Source organism: Flavobacterium sp. KBS0721, from assembly GCF_002007065.3.
Lineage (GTDB): Bacteria > Bacteroidota > Bacteroidia > Flavobacteriales > Flavobacteriaceae > Flavobacterium > Flavobacterium piscis.
The window spans coordinates 5187892-5211652 of sequence record NZ_CP042170.1; the positions used below are offsets into that span (position 1 = coordinate 5187892).

At 33.3% G+C, this 23761-nt stretch carries 20 protein-coding genes; 2 read left to right on the plus strand and 18 right to left on the minus strand.

All coding sequences use genetic code 11. The features are described from left to right. Positions 1-75: 75 nt before the first annotated feature. The 3 genes from B0M43_RS21575 to B0M43_RS21585 are packed head-to-tail and all read right to left on the minus strand — an operon-like array spanning position 76 to position 4076. On the minus strand, positions 76-2577 hold the full coding sequence (locus tag B0M43_RS21575; protein WP_246860164.1) for a carboxypeptidase-like regulatory domain-containing protein: 2502 nt from the start codon (positions 2575-2577) through the stop codon (positions 76-78). A gap of 33 nt (positions 2578-2610) precedes the next feature. Beyond that, on the minus strand, positions 2611-3510 hold the full coding sequence (locus B0M43_RS21580) for a FecR family protein (RefSeq protein ID WP_078005340.1): 900 nt from the start codon (positions 3508-3510) through the stop codon (positions 2611-2613). A gap of 50 nt (positions 3511-3560) precedes the next feature. After that, positions 3561-4076, minus strand: a complete 516-nt coding sequence (locus tag B0M43_RS21585; RefSeq protein WP_078005341.1) for an RNA polymerase sigma factor — start codon at positions 4074-4076, stop codon at positions 3561-3563. A 196-nt stretch (positions 4077-4272) separates the two neighbouring features. Here B0M43_RS21585 and B0M43_RS21590 point away from each other — a divergent pair, with 196 nt between their 5' ends. Beyond that, positions 4273-5292 carry a hypothetical protein gene (locus B0M43_RS21590; protein WP_078005342.1) on the plus strand — a complete coding sequence of 340 codons (1020 nt, stop codon included), beginning with the start codon at positions 4273-4275 and terminating at the stop codon, positions 5290-5292. 11 nt (positions 5293-5303) lie between these two features. Here the strand turns inward: B0M43_RS21590 and B0M43_RS21595 are convergent, their stop codons facing one another. Beyond that, on the minus strand, positions 5304-6710 hold the full coding sequence (locus B0M43_RS21595; protein WP_078005343.1) for a sensor histidine kinase KdpD: 1407 nt from the start codon (positions 6708-6710) through the stop codon (positions 5304-5306). A 300-nt stretch (positions 6711-7010) separates the two neighbouring features. On the opposite strand from B0M43_RS21595, the gene B0M43_RS21600 reads away from it, so the two are divergent. Then, positions 7011-7742, plus strand: a complete 732-nt coding sequence (locus B0M43_RS21600; RefSeq protein WP_078005344.1) for a tyrosine-protein phosphatase — start codon at positions 7011-7013, stop codon at positions 7740-7742. Between the two features lie 186 nt (positions 7743-7928). Here B0M43_RS21600 and B0M43_RS21605 read toward each other — a convergent pair whose 3' ends face one another. From B0M43_RS21605 to B0M43_RS21670, 14 genes are all read right to left on the minus strand, one after another. Next, positions 7929-9668, minus strand: a complete 1740-nt coding sequence (locus tag B0M43_RS21605; protein ID WP_078005345.1) for a phospho-sugar mutase — start codon at positions 9666-9668, stop codon at positions 7929-7931. A 58-nt stretch (positions 9669-9726) separates the two neighbouring features. After that, positions 9727-12090 carry a tyrosine-protein kinase gene (locus B0M43_RS21610; RefSeq protein ID WP_078005346.1) on the minus strand — a complete coding sequence of 788 codons (2364 nt, stop codon included), beginning with the start codon at positions 12088-12090 and terminating at the stop codon, positions 9727-9729. A 7-nt stretch (positions 12091-12097) separates the two neighbouring features. Then, a complete protein-coding gene (locus tag B0M43_RS21615) occupies positions 12098-12862 on the minus strand; it encodes a polysaccharide biosynthesis/export family protein (protein ID WP_078005347.1) in 765 nt (254 codons plus the stop codon). 128 nt (positions 12863-12990) lie between these two features. Then, complete coding sequence (locus B0M43_RS21620; protein ID WP_078005348.1) at positions 12991-13179, minus strand: hypothetical protein; 189 nt, start codon at positions 13177-13179, stop codon at positions 12991-12993. 17 nt (positions 13180-13196) lie between these two features. Then, complete coding sequence (locus tag B0M43_RS21625; protein WP_078005349.1) at positions 13197-14597, minus strand: exopolysaccharide biosynthesis polyprenyl glycosylphosphotransferase; 1401 nt, start codon at positions 14595-14597, stop codon at positions 13197-13199. Next, on the minus strand, positions 14590-15021 hold the full coding sequence (locus B0M43_RS21630; RefSeq protein WP_078005350.1) for a VanZ family protein: 432 nt from the start codon (positions 15019-15021) through the stop codon (positions 14590-14592). Before B0M43_RS21630 ends, B0M43_RS21625 begins: the two co-directional genes overlap by 8 nt. A gap of 25 nt (positions 15022-15046) precedes the next feature. Then, a complete protein-coding gene (locus tag B0M43_RS21635; protein WP_078005351.1) occupies positions 15047-15790 on the minus strand; it encodes a glycosyltransferase family 2 protein in 744 nt (247 codons plus the stop codon). Positions 15791-15916: 126 nt separating this feature from the next. Then, complete coding sequence (locus B0M43_RS21640) at positions 15917-16882, minus strand: NAD(P)-dependent oxidoreductase (protein WP_078005352.1); 966 nt, start codon at positions 16880-16882, stop codon at positions 15917-15919. Positions 16883-16892: 10 nt separating this feature from the next. Further along, on the minus strand, positions 16893-17438 hold the full coding sequence (locus tag B0M43_RS21645) for a WcaF family extracellular polysaccharide biosynthesis acetyltransferase (RefSeq protein WP_065450382.1): 546 nt from the start codon (positions 17436-17438) through the stop codon (positions 16893-16895). A 1-nt stretch (position 17439) separates the two neighbouring features. Further along, positions 17440-18612, minus strand: coding sequence for a glycosyltransferase (locus B0M43_RS21650; RefSeq protein WP_078005353.1), 1173 nt, complete (start codon positions 18610-18612; stop codon positions 17440-17442). Between the two features lie 48 nt (positions 18613-18660). Then, the gene (locus B0M43_RS21655) at positions 18661-19791 is read right to left on the minus strand and encodes an acyltransferase (RefSeq protein WP_168199975.1); all 1131 of its coding nucleotides are present in this window, start codon (positions 19789-19791) and stop codon (positions 18661-18663) included. Positions 19792-19832: 41 nt separating this feature from the next. Further along, positions 19833-20993, minus strand: coding sequence for a glycosyltransferase family 1 protein (locus tag B0M43_RS21660; protein ID WP_078005355.1), 1161 nt, complete (start codon positions 20991-20993; stop codon positions 19833-19835). Positions 20994-21095: 102 nt separating this feature from the next. Further along, positions 21096-22694: a hypothetical protein gene (locus tag B0M43_RS21665; protein WP_078005356.1), complete on the minus strand. Its 1599-nt coding sequence runs from the start codon at positions 22692-22694 to the stop codon at positions 21096-21098. Beyond that, complete coding sequence (locus B0M43_RS21670; RefSeq protein ID WP_210418035.1) at positions 22687-23727, minus strand: glycosyltransferase; 1041 nt, start codon at positions 23725-23727, stop codon at positions 22687-22689. The genes B0M43_RS21665 and B0M43_RS21670 overlap by 8 nt, the downstream gene beginning before the upstream one ends. Between the last annotated feature and the right edge of the window lie 34 nt (positions 23728-23761).

The following is a 23761-nucleotide window of genomic DNA, read 5'->3' on the forward strand; positions in this document are numbered from 1 at the left end:
ACCAAAGAATTATATTTTTTTGAAAAAAAAGTAAAAAAAAAATGCAGAAGCCTTAATAAACCAAGATAGTTCAGGCTATAATGAAATCCTAAAACTAAGATTTGGAGTTCTTTGCAGTGAGAATGTTTCGACTTCCTCAATAGAATTTGAAAGTGAACTTACCCTGTAATATTCGCTGATTTCATTTCGTCTGTTCAGTATATTTAAGATAGAAAGTCCAATTTTATATTGAATTCCCTTTTCCGTTTCCCACTTATAAGTAGACGAAATATTAACCTGCGAAAAAATATGCAAATTGGTATTGTTTGGTTTATTGTAAACCAATACAGGATCCGAAAGATCAATTTGAGAAAGATCAGGTGAAGTTTTTGGCCTGCCGGAGGACCATTTTGTGCCCAAAGCTATTTTAAAATTATTTTTCTCATAAATTCCCGCCCACGAAACTGTATGCATCAGCTGAAAATTGTTGGGAAAACTTGGGTATTCATAATTAGAAAAATGATAATTATTGTGGTTATACGTATAACTTAACCAGGTTAAAAAATGATTCATTTTTTTCTGAATCAGCATTTCTGCTCCCCAAACTTCGTAGTTACCAGTTGTTTTAACAAATTCTAACTGGTTCTGAAATCCCTGGCTGGAGGTCGTAATGCCTTTTACTTTTTTATAAAAACTTTCGATATCCAGCAGCCAGTCGTTCTTTTTGTAGAATAAATTTAAAGATATCTGCCTGCTTCTCTGAATAGGAATAGTACTGTCATTTGAGGTAATCCAACGTCTTTTTTCGATGCCGAAATAATCTTTTTGCAAATCAATAATTTGTTGTGAGTTCTGGCTTTTTAGCTCGCCAAGCAATTCTAAATTCAGGTTTTTATTTATGCCGTAACTCAACTGCATGCGCGGTTCTACAATAAATTTCTTAAATTTTTCGATATAATTAATTCGGGTTCCTGCCTTAAAATAGATGCGTGAAAGTGTATCGTTAAACTTTCCTTCTACAATAAAAGCATGCGTCCTTAATACATCTTTGACTTTACGGTAGAAATCAGGATTGCTTACCTGCTCTAAATTAGTAATCCCCATTTCGTTAAACTGATAACCATCGTTTAAACTAAATTTAGAGCTAATAATATGGTTGTTTTCTAAATTAACACCATTATTGTTTACTGTATTTTCCTGAATAACAACCTGATCGCCAAATGTCGTTTTTTGGTTGGCCAAAAGTTCATAAGAAGAGTTATACACATTAATTTTAGTCGTATTAAAGCTGTTCCAGTTTCTTTTCCATGATAAATTTCCTCCATAATTCTGCTGGCGTAAAACATTGTCTTCAGATCTGTTCATGTCATATATAGTGGCACTTTGAAAAACCTCCAGATTGTCTTTGATGGTAATTAAATCCAGAATTATTTGGTCTTTACTTCCAATTTTCTGAGCATATTTTAGTGTAGCATCATAAAAACCAAATTTTTTATCACTTTGGTAATCAATGTTCTGACTTTTAGAAAAATCAGTAATGGTCGTATTTTGAAATACTTTATTAAAATATTCCCTGTACGTTGGTGTTTCTACAAAATCAGTAATCGATTTACGGGCCGAAATTTCGATATAACTCTTTTTCGAAACATTGTACTTGGCGTAAACATCGGCATTAATCATATTGATTCCTGCGCTAAAAGCGTTTTTTTCTGTGTTTTCGGCAGTAGAAGAAATAGCCACAACACTGGAAACACTTTCTCCGTAAAAAGCAGAGCTTCCGTTTTTGTAAATCGAAATAGTATGTGCCAGATTGGGATTAAAAACAGATATTAAACCAAAAAAATGTCCCGTTTGAAACATTCGTATCCCATTCCATAAAAACAAATTTTGGTCGTGTGTGCCACCGCGAACATTAATACTGGAAACACTTTCATCAAGACTGTTTACCCCAGGTATTTGCTGCATGGTCTGCAAAGCATCCGGTTCTATAAGCCCGGGAAGAATACCAAATTTCTTGGGTTTAATTTCAAATGATCCATCGGTATTTTTTGAAATCCCCGAAGCCAGAATAGCATTGGCTTTTATTTCTTCAAGTTGTGTAATTTCGGGGTCTAATACTATTTGAATACAATTTTCAGCGTCTGATTTGCCCACCAGAATTCTTTTCGATATAAATCCCACATGACTAATGATTAACAGGTTTGCATCGGCTTTGTTGCATTCAAAATAGCCTTTCGCATCTGTTGCAATCTGAGTTTTGTTGGTTAAAGTAACATTGGCATTTTCAATAGGTTTTTTATCTGTACCTGAAAAAACATTACCGCAAATTCGTATTGCTTCTTTCTCTTTTTTATAAATATTAATAAACTGGTTTCCAATATTTTCAAAAGCCAAATTTGTTTTTTTAGCCAGATATTGCAATTTTTGCTCCAGCGAAAGAGTTTTTTTTGGTGGTGTTACCTCCAGGCCCGCAACATTATCTTCGGTATAATTAAAATTTACCTGATGCTGTTGTTCTATTTCAATTAATATCTTTTTTAAGGGTATAGTAATTCCTTTGTTCTGAGCAGAAAGATTCAGAACAAGAAAAAAAATCAAAAGCAAAAAATGAAATGGTTTGGGGCGCAGCATTTATTTTTTGTCAAATATTATTTTATTGTTTGCCACTTTTTTTGCTTCTAAATGATAGGTTGTGCTAATGATATTTAAAGCTACATTCAGATCATTAGTAGGTAATTTTCCGGTAAACAGCGAAGTGGTATCTTTCGAGTTTAATTCTATAGTAATATTGTATTGTCTTTCCAATTCGTCTAACAAACTTTTGATGTTTTCTTTATTAAAACAAATTTGATTGTCGATCCATTCTGGCTTAGAAGACTTAACGGGAGTACTGAATTGTTTTCCATTTTCGAAAGTAACGCTTTCTCCGCGTGTTAAAATGATTTGTGCATTGCCGTAATTTACTTTCACACGTCCTTCATAACAAATGACATCAAATCTGTTTTTTCTGGCTTTCACGTTAAACTGAGTTCCTAATACGGATACTTTACCGAGACTGGTCTGTACTTCAAACTTTTTACCTTTGGCTACTCTAAAATAAGCTTCGCCTTGTAGTTCCAGATGCCTGTTGTTGTCCCAGTTCCATTTTTTATAATTGATTTCAGAACCTGAATTTAACACTACTTCAGAATTATCGGGAAGCGAAAAAGTACTTCTTTCTCCAAAATTGGCTGTTTGAATTTGTGGCACAAAATTTTTGACAGCAAAAGTAACTCCCAGTGCCAGAACAAAAATAGCGGCCGCACGAAAGATCCAATTTTGAGATAACGGAATCACTTTTGGAGTTTCTTTTTTCTGTTTAAGAATGTTGGCTAAAATAGTATTTTCATCCATATCATCTACTTCAAGATGAGCGGTGTAGTTCTTTATTTTTTGGTATTTTTCGAAATCCGGACTAGCTTCAAATTCAGCTAATTCTTGTTCTGATAAATCATCGCTGAGCCATTTGGCCAATAAGTGATTTTTTTTCATTGTATTGGTATTATATTGTTAAAACAATTAAAATTAATTTTACCCTACTTTTATAGATCAATTTCTTTACGTAAACTTAATAAAGCCAGATGAATGCGTTTTTCTACGGCTTTTACGCTAATATTTAAATCCAGTGCAATTTCGCTGTATTTTTTGCCGTCAATGCGGTGCATTAAAAAAGCTGTACGTTGTTTTTCATTGAGTTTTTCAATGGCTTTCAAGAGCTTTGTTTGAAATTGCTTTTCTTCGAGGAGATACTCCGGATTTTCGTTTGTTTTATCCAAACCGGTAAAGTTTTTTTCATACCGCAAAACCACTTTTTGATGTGCAATTTGGTTCAGGCTGCTATTGTTTGCAATAGTATAAATATACGATTTCGCTTTTTCCAGCGGAACAGCACTGCAATTTTGCCAAAGTTTTACAAAGGCTTCCTGCGCCAGATCTTCGGCCTGTTGCATATTGCCAAATTTGTAAAAAAGAAAATTTCGAAGCGATTTGATCTGACTTTTAAAAAAAGACGAAAAAATCAGTTCATCACAGGTATTTGATTCGTTTTTATTTGGCATTTATCTCTTAATTTGGAATGTGCAAAAGTATTTGTTTTTAATTCAAGTAGGGTAAAAGAAGAACTTATTGTTTTATAAAAGTATAAATGCTATTACCATTTGATAATTTAGTATAAAGATTAAAATGAAAGCCCTGATGTCGAATTTATTAAAAACTAGTTTCTTTAAATTTTATTACATTTGTGAAAATCTAAATATGTTCCCTTTTAAAAAATATTTATCAATTGCCGTTGTTCTGCTCTTGCTGTCTTGTCAAAGTGAGATAGATGAGGGAGATGATAATGTGCAGGGAACAATTACAAATGTTTCTCCGCTTACGTCTTATCTGCAAAGGGTTGCTATGGTGCCTACAGTACAGGATAATATCATAGACGGCTCTAGTTATTGTACAATAAAACTACCCTATACGGTTACGGTAAACAACCAGCAAATTGCACTAAGCACTACAGCTGATTATCAAAAAGTACTGGATAATATCAATGCAAGTACTTATGATGATGATATTGTAAGAATAGATTTTCCGGTAACAATGGTGTACTATAATTACATCGAAAAACTGATTCCTAATGAAGCGGATTTTAATACCTTAATTGATTATTGGAATATGTATCCTGATCTTTTATCCAAAATTAATGGACTAAAGATCAACTATCCCATTACGATTAATACTTACAACAGTGCCAATCAAATAGCAAGTTCAGTTTCTATTATAAGTGATCAGGCTTTTTTTAATTTTATAAAAAATCTAAACAGCAGTCAGTATATTTCATTAAAATATCCTATTTCGGTAGCAGATTATAATGATCAGCCTAAATCAATTAATACTAATTTAGAATTCGAAAATGCCATAAAATATGCTATTGATTACTGCCCGGAAAACAATATTGTTTCGTTGGATTTTGCAGCAACCATAACAAAAGGCTCCTGGATAATTCCTTATTATTTTTATGATTCAGATAAAACGTTCTTTTACAACGGGTATTCGTTTGTTTTTAAAAGTGATAAATCTGTAATAGCTACAAAAGGGGCCATGTCTGAAACAGGTCAATGGGAAACTAGCGTACAGAATAACGTTCGCGAATTGAAACTCACTTTTAGTACTGAATTAATGGGTAAATTAAATCATAGCTGGAAACTTTTTGAATTTAATAATTCGCAAATAAGATTACGTGATGTAAGCAATAGCACGAAGTATCTTTATTTCGAAAAAAATTAAAAATCAATTGGTTATAAACTAATTGATGGATGAAGGCCTGACTTTTTTTTGGGTATTTGCAAAGGCAAAGTAAACTTAAAAGTACTGCCTTTTCCTAATTCGCTTTCGGCCCAGATTTTACCTTTATGTTTGTCTATAAATTCACGGCAAAGTAATAATCCCATTCCGCTTCCTATTTCATTATCTGTTCCTCTGCGGATCACTTTTCCGTTGATTTTAAATAATTTTTCTTTGATCAAATCAGGAATTCCAATGCCATTATCGGTTATGGATATTTCTGCATTTTGATGTTTCTTTTGCACCTTAACTGCAATTTTACCATTTTCGCCAGTAAATTTAATCGCATTGTTCAGCAAGTTGCGTACAATTGTGTCGATCATATTTTTATCTGCTTCAATTTCTACTTTTTCAGTGGATTCAAACAAAAGATCGATATTTTTATTGAGTGCTGCATTTTGGTTGAGTTCTATATTTTGGGTAATTAATTCGTTCAGGGTAATTTTTTCAGGACTGTATTCCAACATTCCGTTTTGTGCTCTGGACCACTCTAATAGATTGTCCAGTAATTTGTAAATATTTTTATTGGATTGATGGAGCACTTCTACAATTTCGTTAATTGCTGCAAGGTTGCTTTCTTTTACATCCTCTATCAATAGTTTTGAAAGTGCTACTGATGAGCCCAATGGACCTCTTAAATCATGGGCAATTATAGAAAAAAAGATATTTTTATCGTCTAAAAGTTTCTGAATTTTAAGGTCTTGTTTTTCCTTAATCAATAATAAAAATCCAACTGTACCAATAAGAGCAAATAAAAATAAGCTTATACTGTACAAAAGGTCTAACGTACTATTGACAAAAAATAAATTTTGCGGATTAAAATAACAGTAAATAGCCCTTACAAATAGCAAAACTTCAAATCCGGCGTAGCAAAGCGCATAGAAATTTCGGAAAAAATTATACCTGTTTTCGTTAAAATGACTGATTGTTGGAGGTAAATAAATAGCAAATATTCCCAGTAGCATTATTAAAATACGGGTATTTACTGCCGCCTCAAATAGTATTGCAGCATTGAATATTACAGATGCAATAATAGTAATGCCTATTTGCAATTGATAACGTTTCTTTGATTTTATCCTAAGCGATGCCAGCATGGCGATCGTTTCATAAAAACAGGCTATAAAAATGATCGTATTGGCAATATTTACTGAGATAAAATCAGGTATAACGTTTCTTAAAAGAATGAGTATCCAGCCAACGGTTAATAGTAATTTTGCACGGCCAAAATGATTTAAAATCTTCTTACTGTCACTTGTAGCATTGGAAAATGAATAGCTAAAAATGATAATAGATATAAATAAATTTTCAAGAAAAAATAATATAAAAACTGTATTTGGATCTAATGGTAAGAATTTGAACATTATATATTGGGGGTTATTAGAAGAACTTGTAATTGAAACGCCTTATTATTAGCTAAAATCTTTCCCGAAGTTTCGAGTATTTTACCAACATTCATTAATAGATTTATTACAATAGAATTTCTCTATTTTTAATACAATGAAGCTGCAAAAATCCCGCTAAATCAGGTTGTAAATTTCAATATTCAAACAGGATAACATTTAATTAAACAAGATTTAAATGTCCTGAATAAGACTTTAATGTCCTTTTTTAATAATTGTTTGAAGAAGAAGCGTAATAAATTTGAAGCAAAAAAATACTTTATGTTTTCAATATTTAAATCAAAATTTTATCTGCAGGAAATATTACCTGATGGCTATATTGATATTCATAACCATTTACTGGCAGGTATTGATGATGGTGCTAAAACCCCCGAAGAAACGAGCTATTTAATAACTCAGATGAAAGTACTTGGTATTCATGCCGCTATTGCCACCCCACATACTTTTAGCGGGATCTGGAATAACACTTCTGAAAGTATCAAAGAGGCTTATGAAATAGCTCTTAAAAACGATAGTAATAAGATGTTTTTAAGAGGGCATGCAAGCGAGTATATGTTAGATGATACTTTAATTGAAAAAAGCAATCACGAAAAATTATTATGTCTGACTCATAATTATCTTTTGATAGAATTCAATTTATTTTATAATCCGCTGAATCTGTATGAAATGCTGTTTGAGTTAAAATCAAAAAATTATAACATAATTATAGCGCATCCTGAACGTTATCTTTATCTTCATAACTCGATTAGTAAATATCAAAAATTAAAACAATCCGGAGTCTATTTTCAACTCAACTTACTTTCATTAACAGGATATTACGGAAAAAGTATTCAACGCCAGGCGCTAGAGTTACTTAATAATGATTTGTATGATTTTACGGGATCAGACATTCATAGTGAGACTGAAATTAATCAATTTAAAACAGTACCTCTTAAGATTCCTGACAAAAAGAAAATAGAACGTTTGCTGGAAAACAATACACTCTTTTTCTAGCTCAATCTATATTTATTATAAAAACTCCTGAAGCATCCATAAAAAGGCAAAAAAAAAGCTGTTCGATTATGAACAGCTTTTTTTACTAACAATAAATAACTAAATCGCATTTTACTTTTGACCAATAATCTGCAACCTTCAATCAAACTAACTTTTTAATTAAAAACCTTTTATCTTTTTTTAGAATTAATTTGTCTTTTTTTCTAATTGCATCGAAGTGCAAATATTGTTTATTCTTTCGTTCAGCAGATCTTCTATAAGCTTAAAATTTTCTATGGTATCTAATTCTTCATTCACACTGATGTAGAATTTAATTTTTGGTTCAGTACCGCTAGGTCTTGCGCAAATTACAGATCCATCTTCGGTATAATAAATCAGGACATCTGCTTTGGGCATGTTTATCGTTTCTGATTGGTTATTCAACAAATTAAAGGATACGGATGATTTATAATCTTCAACCCGCACTACTCTTTGATTGTTAATTTCCTTTAAAGGATTTTCTCTTAAGTTGACCATCATTTTATTGATTTCAGCCAATCCGTCGATTCCTTTTTTGGTAATAGAAATTAAATGTTCTTTATAAAAACCAAAATCTACGTAATGCTGCAATAATGCTTTGTATACAGAACTGTTATTCGCTTTGGCCTGGGCAGCTACTTCGCAAATTAGTAAACTTGCTGCAACCGCATCTTTATCGCGAACGCTGTCTCCTACCATAAAGCCAAAGCTTTCTTCTCCGCCGCCAATAAATTCGAGTTCAGGAAAGTCTTTGATCATTTTGGCTATCCATTTAAAACCGGTCAGGCCACTTTTATAGGCAACGCCATAAGCTGCTGCCAATTCTTTAATCATTGGTGTCGAAACAATGGTTGAACCAATGAATTGTTTCCCATTTATTTTTCCCGCTTTTTTCCATTCTTCTAATAAAAAGGCGGTCATTAAAATCATGGACTGATTTCCGTTCAATAAAGTCATTTTTCCGTCATTATCGCGAACCGCCACTCCTAAACGATCACAATCAGGATCAGTACCAATAACAATATCAGCATTGGTTTTTTCTGCTAATGCCAGGGCCATTGTTAAGGCTTCCGGTTCTTCTGGATTTGGAGATTTTACCGTTGGGAAATCTCCATTTGGTACTCTTTGCTCTTCAACAATATGTACATTTTTATATCCTGCCAACACTAATGTATCTGGTAAAACGGTAATTGAAGTCCCGTGCAAAGATGTAAAAACAATATTCAGATTATCTTTTGCCTCACTTGTGGTATTAAAACTGGCATTTTGAACAGATGATTTCACGAAAGCCTCATCTATTTGGGTATCGATATACTGAATTAAATCATCATTTGCTTCAAACTTAATTTGGTCGTATTTCAGGTCTTCGATGGCTTTTATAATTTGTGCATCCTGAGGCGGAACAATTTGGCCGCCATCTTCCCAATATACTTTATACCCATTATATTCCGGTGGATTATGTGATGCTGTAAGTACAATTCCGCATTGACAATTGAGGTATTTTAAAGCAAAAGATAATTCAGGCGTTGGTCTCAGACTGGAAAACAAATATACCTGAATGCCATTGGCTGAAAAAACGTCAGCCACGGTTTTGGCCAGTGTATCACTATTATGACGGCAGTCGTACGCTATAACCGCCTTGAGCTTTTGGTCCGGAAATACTTTATACAAATAATTAGATAATCCCTGTGTACTTTTTCCCAGCGTATATTTGTTAATACGGTTATTACCAACGCCCATTACGCCGCGCATTCCGCCTGTACCAAATTCAAGATTTTTATAAAAACTTTCTTTTAATTCTTTGGGTTGTAAAGCAATCAGTTCATTTACTTTATCTTGTGTTTCCTGATCAAAAACAGGTGTTAACCATTCTTGTGCTTGTTTTAAAATACCTATCGCTAAATTCATTTGGATTGCTGTTACTTTATTTTTTTAGAATTGCATTTTTTTTCTACGACAATTTCGATTATTTCTTTTTTTTCCATCTTTGGAACCATGATTTTTTTTCTGCTTCTCTTCCGTAACCATAACCATACCCGTAGTTGTATCCGTAACCATAACTTGAACTAAAATCAATATCGTTAAGTACATAACCCATATTGATGATTTTTTTATCCTTAAATAGTTTTTTAGAATAAGTCAACAGATTTTTTTCTGTAAATCCGGAACGTAAAACAAACAAAGTGGTATCTGCATACTTAGAAATCATAAGCGTATCACTAACCAATAAGGTTGGAGGCGTATCAAATATAATAATGTCATAGGCTGCTGTTACCTCATCAATAAAACTTGCAAAACGCTCATTGGATAATAATAAGGTTGGGTTTGGAGGTATAAGTCCGGATAAAAAAAGATCAAAAGAAAATTCATTATCCCCATTGTTAAGCAATAAATCTTTCCAATGTAAAGTATTATCATGCAAATAATTACTAAAGCCTCTGGTGTCCTTACTTATATTATCTAAGTTTCTGTGTAATTGTGGATTTCTAAAATCAGCACCTATAACAATTACTTTTTTATCAAGATGTGAGTAAGCGGTCGCTAAATTGTAAGAAACGAAAGTTTTTCCCTCTCCCTTTATAGATGAAGTAACAAATATTACTTTCCCCTTTTTATCCTCGCTGTAAGGCGTAATAAAATTAGTATTTTGGGCTAAAGTCCTAAAAGCTTCTAAATTTTGAATTTGGGAATTTTTATCTTCTTTGAGCGATGGCAGCTCTACCAGAATAGGGATATTGCCTGCTATATTTTCGACATCTGTTGCCGTATATATTTTATTATCTAATTTAAAAATTATAAATAAAATACTAAACGGAATCACCATACCTAAAAATAAAGCGATTAAAACAATCTTAGCTTTTTTTGGAGAAACGGGATAAATATCTGTAATAGCGTAATCTATAATTTTAGTATTAGCCACGGTAACGGCTAAATTGATCGAAGCTTCTTCACGTTTTTGAAGCAATAATAAATACAAACTTTCCTTAAGGTTTTGCTGACGTTCAATACTACGCAAAACTTTTTCTTTTTCAGGAATAGAAGCAAAACTTCCGTCAGCTGCTTTTTGAGCTGATTCGCTCTGAACCAGAGTGGTTTTTAGTTGCTGCTTAAAACCTTTTACAGAATTGATAATATTGTTCTTTAAGCTTACTAGTGTAGTAACCAAAAGCTGAATAGCCGGATTATTGCTTCCTGCACTTGTTTGTAGTTTTTGATAGGATAAAACCGCAGTATTATAATCGGCTACCAATTGATTGATTGTAGGATTTTGTATGCCGATATCTGCCGGTAAAAGTTCAAATGCTTTTTGAGATTCGATACTTTTTTTTAGTAAATCCGCTAATAATAATTGAGATTCTATATCAAATGATGCTTGCTCCTTTGCTGTTTTCTGGAGAATACTTGAACCGGCATCTTCCTGAATAAAACTTAAATTATTGCTTTTCTTGTAGTTTTTTTTAGAACTTTCTATAGAGTCCAGTTCTTTTCTTAAATAAACAAAACGATCGTCGACAAAATTGATTGTCCTACGCGAAACTTCTTGCTTATCTGTAATGCCATCTGCCTCAAATACGTGAATTAAATTATTGATAATTGCTTCTGATTGAGGGCCATTGGTTCCTTCTAAAGAGATCGAAAGAATGTCACTGTCTTTTCCTTCGGCATCAATTTCGAATGCATCACTGAGTTCTAATGCAGTTTCATTCAGTGGTTTTAGCGTGACATTATAGCTCATATCGACACTTTTTGTAATGTCTGATCCTAAGGCCGGCTTTATGCTTATGGGCAAATGGGCATTTTTTTTATCTGAATTGTATCTGGCAATCTCAAACTTTTGTCCCGATAAAACATCTAAAATGTTATATCCTGTTGGCGTTACCTTGATCGTATATTGCAAAGCAGTTTTTAGGTTTGTTATATCCTCATTGTAACTCACAATAAAGGGAGCATTATAGATTTGTTTCGATCTCACCGTAGAATTATAGTAATACTCTACATTCAGTTTTAAATTCTTAACGACTTGTTCTGATAGGTGAACCGACTTAAACAAAGCGATTTCGTTTTCTAAATTAATGTTTGACTTATTAAATAATTTCGTTACATCTAATGTAAAATTCGAGCTTTCCTTATCTACCAATAATTTTACTTTGGCTTGTGATTTATAAACAACGTCAGCATATCTCAAATAGGCAAAAACGCTAAAAAGTGCTATTATAATGGTAAGTAAAAACCAAGGCCAATACCTTAAATATTTACTTAACATTTGTTTTAGTTGTACAGAATTCTCGTCTTCTATTGGGTCAAAATATTCATTTTTATCTGTATGCATGAGCTTTTTATCTGGTTAATAATATAATAGAACTTAGTATCAATGAAGCAATAGTAAGTACAGTACCTGTACTGCCAATATATCCGGCCGTTTTTACTTTTGCAGTATTGGGATTCACAACTAATACGTCATTTTGGCGAATCTGATATTGTGGATTGTTCATCCAGTTTACTGTTGTAAGATCCACACTCATCATTACTCTCTTGCCTTCTGATTCTCTAATTAATAAAATATCATTTCGCTTGGCACTTATGGTTAAATCTCCGGCATAACCCAAGGCTTGCGGAACAGATAGTGATTGTTCTAAAAAGGTATAAGTTCCGGGTGCTTTTACCTCGCCCAGAATGGTTACTTTAGCATTCAAAATTCGAATTGCAACGGTAGGATCTACTAAATGTCCTCCCTTTTCGAGTGCTCCTTTAATCTTTGTTTCTAAATCGGTTACAGATAATCCCGCTGTACTAACAGATCCTAAAATAGGCAGTACAATTGTTTCGTCAGGAGACACTAAATAGCCCTGAACTTTTAGCATATCTAATGTAGAATTGTTTGCGGCGTTTCCTGTTTGTATATTATAAGGTACTGCTGTCTCCGGAACCAGCGCGCCAATCCGGATACTTAAAATATCGTTTGGCTGCACTAAAACAGCTTTGATAGAAGTTGGAACTGAAGCATAACCAGCAGCATCCTGAAAATAGATGATATCTTTTTTTGATGCACAGGACGAAAATAAAATAACGATAAGAAATAAAATGTAGGATACTCGATTCATAATAGATTGTTTAAGTAATTTAAAATTCCGGGAATTATAAATTATGGGGTTAAAAAGACAGAACTAGTATTGCAGTTTCGGAATACTTAGAGAAGTATAAATTCAATTGATTAGAACGTACTAATCAATTAATTGGATTCTAATTGGAATTTTTGTTTCGATTTCATGTTGTCATTCAATTTAGCCAAACGGTGCAGCTGTTTTTTTTGCACTTTGTCTTTTACATAAAAACGATACAATTCCTTGCCAATAAAAAAACCGGCAATAGAAACGCCAGAAATGAAACCAGCTAAATAAGAGATAATGGTAATATTCATAACATTTTTTTTTAAGTTTAAAAAGCATTTTCATCCCCTTTCAGGGTTACAATTATGGTCAAAACACAAATTTTAATATCTTTTATGAGACTCCAGTTTTGCAGATAATCAATATCAGCTTTTACTCTTCGTTGCATGTCCGAGACTTGTTTCGTTTCTCCTCTATGACCTGAAACCTGAGCCAAACCGGTAATTCCCGGTTTTACAAAATGGCGAACCATAAAATTATTAATCTGTTCGTTGTAGTCCTGCGTATGCTTGAGCATGTGAGGACGGGGTCCTACGACACTCATGTTTCCTAATAAAACATTAAAAAACTGAGGCAGTTCATCAATACTAGTTCGTCTAATAAATTTTCCTATGGGTGTAACTCTTGCGTCTTCTTTTTGAGCCTGTAAACTATCACTTTGACTATTAACAGTCATGCTTCTAAATTTATAACACCAAAAAGCTTCATTTTTTTTCCCTGTACGAAGCTGTTTGAATAAAACAGGTCCCTTACTTTGCTTTTTGATTATTATAGCCATTAACGGATACAGCCATGATAATATTAAAACCAAAACTGACAAACTAAAAACGATATCAAATACCCGTTTGACCAGTCGATTGTATGCGTTTTGCAAGGGTTCATAACGAGGACGTATAACATGAAAATTTTCGAAATTAGAACTGCTGAAAGAAGACTTTGAAATTGTAGATAAATCAGGAACAAATTTCAAACGCATACAATAGCGGTCTGCCAATTCAAAATAGCCATTCAAATCGTCTATAAATTGTGGTTTTACTACAATATACAACTCCTGAATACCATTTCCTGAAGCTCTCAAAATAGCATTTGACAGGGCTTCTCCAAAAGTTACTTTGTCTGTAAAAATCTCTTCGTTGATATCGTTTATAATTCCGGGGAAATCATAAAAATAAGCGTTGCTTTCTAGTTTTGAAGCCAATTGTATACTCGTGGTATTAAAACCCCAAATGGCTACTATAAAAGGTTTTTTTATGAACTTTTTAATATTATTTAAAACCAGCGTAAAAACAATCCTGGACAATAAAAGGTAAAAAAGTAAATAACTAAATTGTAGCAAATTAGCTCCAATTGCCATTCTGTATTCACTGGCACCCTGAAAAACAAGAAGGTAAATCTGCCATAAGATACACTGACTTAAAAACACTCGCCAACTGTTGCGATAAAAAGTAGTCAGGCTAAAAATAGTATCCAGTCGGTACAAATTAAAATACAAGGCTGCCACTAACCAGCCCACTACAGCAAAGAGATAACTGTTTTCAACAACAAAAATATTCCATTGCACAGAAGCTTCTTCTGTAAAGTTGAAAAAAAGAAATATGCCTCCGATTATCGCAAAAAAATCAGAAAGGATACTGCAAAAAATAAAAGTAAATTTATGTCTGTTACGCATTTTTACTAAATAAAAAGTTGATTTTTTGAATTAAATGATACACTAAACAACCCAAAATACCTCCTGAAATTCCGAAGAAAATATCCATAAAATCCGGTTGACGCGTTGCTATAAAAAACTGTCCGCCCTCTGCCATGCAAACCACTACGGCAGTTATTATTATGGTCTTTAATCGAAAAGGAGATTGGGTAGCTGCAGCGTTAGAAAGTCCTTGCCATACTTCTAATAAATAGCCCAGAGCGACAAAGGGAACAGCAGTTCGTAAATTAAAATATTCATTACTCCAATTCCTGATCCAAAGGGGCAAATACGTTTCGGTTTCCAAACCTGGATTGTGAATCCATGAGTAGTAAAAAATACTACCGGTACATACAAGCAAAAAAAGAATAATGATACTCTTTTTCCGCGCATTTTTTATTTTCATTCTTGGTAATGGGGTAATTGAAAGATTAGTTGATATATTGTTTCAGCGCTATTAATTTCTTCAGAAAAACAGCTCTAAATGCTGATAAACCATGATGTTTATAAATACGATAATCTTCATACAATACTTCAAAAGCTCTTTTATACGAAGTGCTTAATCCGCCCATTCTCATTTTGACAACATAGGTGCTCAGGTATACTAATTTTATTTTATTCACAAATAAATAGCGGAGCAGTAATTCAGTATCCGAAGCAATTGTAAAGTTCAAATCATAATCTCCTAATTTTTCGATCACAGATTTTCGCAAATAAACAGTGGGATGTAAAGGAAGCCAGCCTACTTTTAATTTTTCGAAAACAAAGTCTCCTCCTATTCTATTGCGGATTATTTTTTCTTCGGCATCGTTACTCACGTATATGCCGTCTCCGTAAATTCCTTCAGTCTGATTATTTCGTTGAAAAGCGCTTACAATTTTAGTGACAACACCAGCATCATAAAACTCATCATCAGAATGCATTAAACCTATAATATCTCCCGTAGCCATTTTCAATCCTTTATTGATGGCATCATACATCCCTTTATCAGGTTCTGAAAGATATTGGGTAATTTTACCAGCATAAGATTGAATGATATCCTTTGTACCATCTTTAGAATTTCCATCGATGACAATGTATTCAATATTGGTATAGTTCTGATTTAAAACACTTTCTATACATTGGGCAATAGTATTTTTTCTATTGTAGCAAATAGTGATTATAGAAACTTTCATAATTATATTATTATTACAAATTATTGGCTGAACACCTGATAGGCATGAAGAGTTGATACGCTTCTTCATAAAAAAAAGCTTATCAATCGTAAATTGAAAAAATGTGTTAAGAAATTGGAGCTGCTATTATATACTATAATTCTCCACCATCCAGTCTACGGTTTGTTTCGTTCCTTTGCTTCTGGATACAGGTAAATGAGGAGCCAATTTTTCGATATCAGATAAATCGAAAAAATTATTGGTCGTCATGTTTTTTAATCGAAAACTTGTCATAGGAAATTTAACTTTCAGTAGTTTCAAACAATCGCCAAAAAAAGCCGCCATTACAAAAACAGAATAAGGAACATTATGGATTTTTATATTTTTGATTCCTGCAATTTCATCTGCCCAAGAAGTAATATTATAAGGCTCATAATCTCCCAAATAAAATATTTTTTGATCTACCAGCTCTTTATCTGAAGCAATAATTGATTGTATCTGGTAAATAAAATTATCGATATAGCCATACGTTTTTTTGCAGGCTTTACTGCCCATATGAAAGTACTTACCGGAAAGTACTATTTTAAAAAAAAGATTATAAGGTTCATCAAAATAAGGTCCCCAAATAGAGGTTGGCCTTACAATAGTCCAGGTATATTTAGGATTCCAGTCTGTGATGTTTTTTTCTGTTAAAACTTTACTTTCTCCGTAAATGGTATGAGGTGTAAAGTCATTAAAATCCTGAGGGACATAACCTGGCTGGCAAACATACATTGAGGAAGCAAAAATGACTTTTTTAAGATTTTTTAGTTGATCTAAAACAAATAGTAAATTTTTTACTCCGCCAATATTAGCATCATAATCTTCTAATGTTTTACCATTTAGGTCTGTTCTGGCTCCTAAATGAATGACATATGCCGGATCATATGAAAGTATTACACTCTCTAATTCTTGCCTGTTGCATAAATTTACCTTTCTAAAAATAGAATTATGTTCCTTTGTTTTAGGTTCCTTAATATCGATACTCACTACCTGGTGATTATCTTTTAGTAATTTATTGATCAAATTGGTACCAATAAACCCTGATCCGCCGGTAATTAAAAATTTTGCCATTTTTATAATTTTAAATTCTGTCTTTTATTGCAATAGCTGGAGTTCCTACACATATTTTACCGCCTGGCATACTCTTTAATACGGAACTTCTGGCGGCGATTATTGAACCTTTGCCAATAGTTACTCCCGGAGCAACATATACATCATTTGTTAGCCAGCATTCATCTTCGATAACTACCGGTTCGCAAAAAATATCAAAAGAAATTTTATCGTATTCATGTCCGCCCGTATTGATGTAGACTTTATGTGCTAAGGCAACATTACTGCCTATTTTAATTTTTCCAAGACTGTACAAAACATTGTCCTCGCCTATCCAGCTATAATCTCCTATTTCGATATTCCAGGGATAAGTAACCTTTACGGTCGATCTTAATAGTACTCCTTTTCCAATTTTGGCTCCAAACGACCTAAGAAGAAAACGACGCCATCCATAAAAAAATTGAGGCGACAATGCAAAAAGTGTTCCTTGTACGATCCACCATAATTGTACAGTAATTTTAGATTTTCCGCGAAATGTTTTGGGTACAGTAAATTTTTGTAAATCCTGATAGATCATCTTAAATAAGTGATTTTAAAACTTTGTTTAATCTTTGGGCAGTGCTTTTTACATCAAAATGTTTTTGATATAGTGAAAAGGCATTTTTGCCCATTTCTGTTTTTTCATTTTTATTCAGTGCTTCCCATTTTTTTAGAATTCCCAGAATTCCATTAAAAGTATCAGCACCAACAAAACCTCCTCCGCCATCTTCAATCTCCCTGTAAATATTGACTTTATCTGTAATTAATACTGCTTTTTCGCAGGCCAGTGCTTCGACAATAGCAATACCAAAATTCTCCTGATGACTTGGTAACAAGTAGGCTTCGCAATTGTAGAAAGCGCCCCATTTTTCATCGCCCTGCAACATTCCTGAAAAATGAATTTTTGAATTTTCGGCGGCCATTTTTATCATTTCCTGTCCGTAAACAGATTCATGTGGTCCCGCAATTACTAAATCCGGAAGAGCGGGATTATCGATAGAAAGCTGATTGTAAGCCTGAATCAATAAATCGACTCCTTTTTTTTCGTGAATCCTGCTTAAAAAAAGCCAATATTCCTTGTGGAGCACTTCAGGACATTTTTTATAGAATGCAGTATCAAATTCCGGCTTTCTGACGGGTGGTGCCTGAATTCCGTAGCTCACATTAATCGCCTTTTTAGGACTATATCCTTCAAAAGTTGTTGACGCCAGCTGCAATTCTTCCTGACACGTATAAAAAAGGGCATCGGCGTTATTTATGCATTTTTTTTCTATAAAATACCAAACCATTTCATTTCTAAAAGCTTTCCATTTTCGGTCAGCCGCAGTTTGAAAATAAGGATCTAGCATACCATGTGGCATGATCACTACTTTTGGTACTTTTTTATAAGACTTTTTTAAAGAATTAATTGCCTTGTAAACCATTAAATTGTAATGCTGCCAAAGACCATGAACCATTACCACATCATACTTTAAGGCGTTTTTTATCAACCAGTCATACAACAAAGGCTGATATTGATAAGAGGTTTTTCCTTTTCCTATTTTATGAATAATAAAATCATCTTTTGTAGCATACTCTTCCTCTGCATTATCCAAACATACTACTTCGACCTCTGTACCTAATTGCTTAATAAAAGGATTTACATTACGTATTCCCTGGCAAGGACCTCCAGTTTTTGGATTCATGGAGGTTATAACTCTGAGTACTTTCATTTCTTGTTATGGTTGTTTAATTTTAAATCGTGGTGATGCATTTTTCATCTATTCTGCAGCAATAACTGTTTCTTTATTATTGCTTTTTTTAGTAGAAGGGTAAAAACGATCTCTTAAACGCAATGAAGGCCATTCGATAATGGTTGATGTTACGTATCCTAAAAATAAACTTAGAGATAACTGAAACAGCATTACTATAATTAAAATAACCAGGTCATTATATCCTTGATTAAAAAGTATCTGTTGGATTTTTTTGGAAGGTCCAACAGAGACCGAGTGCCATAGATAAATTCCATAAGAATAAATTCCGATCCATGCTATAAAACGATAAATAATACTTTTTTTAAGAATCGATTTAGAAGTTACGACCTGTACAATTAGTAATGTAAAACCAATGGCCTGAACTAAATAACCAATGCTTCGGTCGAGATACGGATTATTTACCGTGAAAAAAATTGTTAGTACTAAAACAGCAAATGAAATGTTAAGTAATAACCGATTAGAAGCCAAACGATCAAATGATTCTTTGTAATAAATATGCACTACTGATAAAATAACACCAAACAGCAAACTATCCATTCTATATTGTGTCTGGCGAAAAGTGGCGTCTAAATAGCCATAATTTACAGCAACCAAACGTAAGCTCACAGATATTACAATAACTATTAATAGATTGAATATGATTTTCTTTGGTGGATTTTTTGCCTGATACGATATAAAAAAAGCAAGAAATATATAAAAATGCTCTTCTACCGCTAACGACCAGGTTTGATTAATTGAAGAACCAAAATAATTTTGTACATGAAAAAGATTTTGCCACAAAAAAGTACTAATAGGATGATGGCCTGAAAACAGATGAACAATCAAAAGAAAGTATAGCGGAGGCCAAATTTTTATCGCTCTTCGAACTAAAAATCTTGGTGCATTGATGTCTCCTGTCGCCTTTAATTCTTTCAACAATAATCCTCCTACCAGAAAACCGCTTAAAGCAAAGAAAAGATTAACTCCGGTTCCTCCAAACGATTTAACCGTTAAGATCGCCTTATCTAAAAAGTATAATCCTGAAGTGGGTGTATTAAAATGTAATCCCAAAACCAACAAAATAGCTAAACCTCTCAGAAAATCCAATTCAATTCTTCTATTGGCTACTTTAGGCTGACTGAACAATTTTATCTTCATTATTTTCATTATTAAAAAAATGCAAAAAGAAATAAATCCTCTTATTCTATTATTAGTTTATACTGTTGTTCTAATTGATTTAAAAAAAATTCAGTGTCAAATTTTTTAATCGACTCTAATCCTGTAGCGATACATTCCTGTCTTTCTGAATCAGAAAGATTTACAATTCTGGTTATTTGATTTGCCGCTTTTTTACTCCAATCTTCCACTAATAATGCATTAAATGGCCTACGCTGTATTAGAAAAAAATCAGCAAAACCAAGAATCTCTGTCATAGGAGCCCGATTTGTAGTTACTACCGGACACCCACATGCCATAGCTTCTGCTATTGGCCAGCCAAATCCCTCATCGAGCGAAGGAAACAATAAGCAGGTGGCTCCGGAATAAGCTGCATTAATATATTGGTCATCAAGGCCTATTACGAAATGAATGTCTTTTTTGTATAAAGATTTTTCATATACCTCTTTTAGTTTTTCTGTAGGTTGTGCACCTACCAATACAAGCGGCAAAAAAACATCCGACGAGGCTCTCCAGGCATTGTAAATCTCTATTACTCCTTTTCTGTTTTTATAAAACTGATTGCCGCCAACATGAAGAATATAACCTGCTGATAAATCAATATTCAGGAGATTATCCAGAGAATTGCGTGACGAATGAGTATCTAAAACTTTAAACTCTCTGTTTAAGCCATTATAACAAACTACCGAGGATGAAATTTTACCTTCGTGCAATTCATGCAAATCTTCCTGTGTTTTTTTTGATATTGATATGAAGTGCTTTCCTTTAGAAAATCCTTTTCGAATAAAATCCTGATAGATTTTTCCGGTTCCTCGAGTGGGATTTTCAGGAATTTTTCCTAAAGCTGAATTTAGAGCTAAAAAATCATGACAATGAATGACATGCGGTTTCGTTTTTACTAATGGTACCCATGGACCTAAAGCCTGATCGGCAAAAACAAAAATCGTATCCTTAGAACAATGTTTGAGTTTTGATTTTACTTTTAAAGGAAAAACAAGGTACTGATCAATATATCCTAACCATTTTTTGATGGGCGAAAACGGTAATTTATGAAAAAAAGCCTGAGGTTGCCAGGTCAGCACTTCGTAGCCTTTTTGCTGCATGCCATCGGCTAACATTTTTGCATATCTGGGCATACTTTGTGATCCTACAAAACTAGGGTGTGTAAATAATACTATTTTCATGATTGTTTTTTCTATAGGCTTACTTCGCCAATATCTACTACTATTTAAGCGGTATAAATATCTTTTTCGGTTGATTTTTTTTAAGAAAAATGAGGACCATTTCTAAGCGGTCTGCGAGATGATTATCTTCTGTTTTTTTTTAGGCAGCTGCATTAGTTTTATTAAAAAAACCAATAGCCAAAAAATAAAACATTGTTGCCAAAACCCTCGTAATATATAAGCTAATGGAACGATCGAACTTATAGAGTTTCTGAAAATACCCAGAAAACCAAATATATTTATGAGTCCAAGAGTTGAGAATAATATGGTACCATTTTTAAATAAAACAAGACTATCCATTAATGTAAATGACAAAAACAATAATACAAACACGATCGGGAAACACCAATAACCAAATGTGGCCAACCCATCTCCTACCAGGCTTGTAACCCGGAATCCGCCTAATGCAGAAGGTGTATGCGTACCGGTAAAGTAAAGCTTATCACCGGGAGAATATTCTAACTCTTCTTTATCAATAGTAACTCCAACTACAGACAAAAATGGAAGCGGATAAATCGCTAACGTTTTTTCGAAAAAACTCTTTTGCATTTTTTCATTTCCATAGCCAATTTTATTGGCATAATATAAGGTTTGATCAATAACCCTTGCATTACCATATCTGTTAATCATAAAATTATTCAGATAGGTTTCGTCCCAGCCTCTGCTATAACTAAATACATTATCCTGTACTTCTATTGAGGTATTTCTAAGCTTTTCCATCAGCTTCTCGTTTTGCATGGTTTCGATGGTATTGTCCAAAAGTTCACTTCGACTTACATCATTACGAATTTTTCTGTTGGCAAGCATCGCTAAGGAAATATCAGACAGAAATCCTAATCCAAAAAATACCAGAAAAACGATTGTGCCTATTTTCCAGGGTGAAAGAATGCTGAAAATAGAAATGTTATCTTTTAATAAATAAAGAATAAACAATAAAAGAACCGTAAAAATGGGATAAATCATTTGTTGACGGCTGTTTGCAGCAAAACTTAAAACAAACGTAAATGACGCATAAATAACGACAAGATTACTGCGAAACTTGTTGTATGGCAGTCCTGATAATGAAGGGAAAAACATAATTATAGGCGCATATTGCAAATAAGTTAATCCTTCTAAAAACTTGTTTCCAGCGTCTCCATACTGCACTTCGTTTACCACTGCAAGACTTTTTATTCTGGCCAATAAACCTATAAGTCCTAAAATCCATAATGTTGAAGGTTCGGTTTCGAAAAAATTTAGCTTGTATAAGGTGCGCTGTATGATATTGTTGCGTCTTCGTTTTCTGTAAACTACTACATAAAATGATAATGAAGCTACAATAAAAATCAGTGTTTGATAAAAAAAGGTCTCATAAGGATTTTGAAAACCGTATGTAATGGGTTTTGATTCTATTAATGTTGCGGTCAAAGGAATAAAACTCGCCAGAAAAATAGATGAAAATGCTAAAAAAGAAAACGGATGTTCCAGTATTATTTTCTTTTTAAAGAAAAAATTACGAAAGATTAGCCAAACTATTACTGTCATCACACAACCAGCAAAATTTTGCCAGGAAGGGAAAAAAAATATTTCGCCAATTATAGAAAGTACTACTACTAAATCAATATATTTAGTTACTGATTGTAAAGCACTTCCTTTCCTTCGTATTTTTAGATTATCAGTCATTTTTTTGCGCGGTTTTCAGCATTCTCTTAACAGCTTCTTCGTTAGAATATCCAGAGGTTTTACATCTTTGTATTCCTCCTTCAATTATTTGCCTGCGTTCTTCTTCGTTATTTAAATAATAGCGGCATTTTTCTAATAGTTCTTGATCGTCAGCAAAAAAAACGGCTTCTTTATTTTCACTAAACAATTCCAAATGTTCTGCTGTTCGCTCGGCCAGCATAAAACCGCCACATGCCGGAATTTCCATTGTACGGGAGGTTTGAGTATCAGAATTCATTTTTCTTAAAAAACAAAGAGAAATTTTAAATGCCTGCAGTGCCTTCGAATAATCTTCTGAATAAATTCCAGGTGCTATTTCAAGGTTGTCAGTTTTATATTCATTCCATTTTTTATCTCCAAAAACCTTAACTTTTATTCCATTCTTTGCTAAATATAAAATACTGTCACACCGCTCTTTTTCCCAGGCTCCAATAAATCCGACATCACCGCCCAATCGCTGTATTTCATCCTCGCTAAGCATTCTGGGATAATGAAAAGTTTGTTCGTAATGTTTGTTTGTAAAAACTATTTTTCTGGCACCCAGACGTCGCATGTGCTCAAGGATGTAAGATTTTGTGGTAAAATGCAGATCATAAAGCGGAATACAATCGAGATAATTTTGACTCTGATTGTGCCTTAAAGCCATATTATCCGGTGAATAACTCACAATCTTTGTACTAGGCGAAAGCTTCCTGATATGTGCCAGAGTTTTACGGTTTATGGTAACTCCTTTATCGATCCAGACAATGTCATAAGGAGATTCGATAGCTTTCCTTATAAAATCCTTTATTTTTTTATTGGCTGATGAATTATCAGGCAATCTGACCGCCAGACCTGACTGAAACAAATGATAGGCAATTCGATACCAGATAGAAAAGGGTTTCTTGCGTGTATTGACCACATGAATTTCATCTGAAATCTTTTTTAACGCCCAATGACGATGCAGACAAGTATTGGACAAGCCTGACATATTTCCTATAGATAATATCTTCACTTTATTATGTATTGATCTTTTTGATAAAAAAACT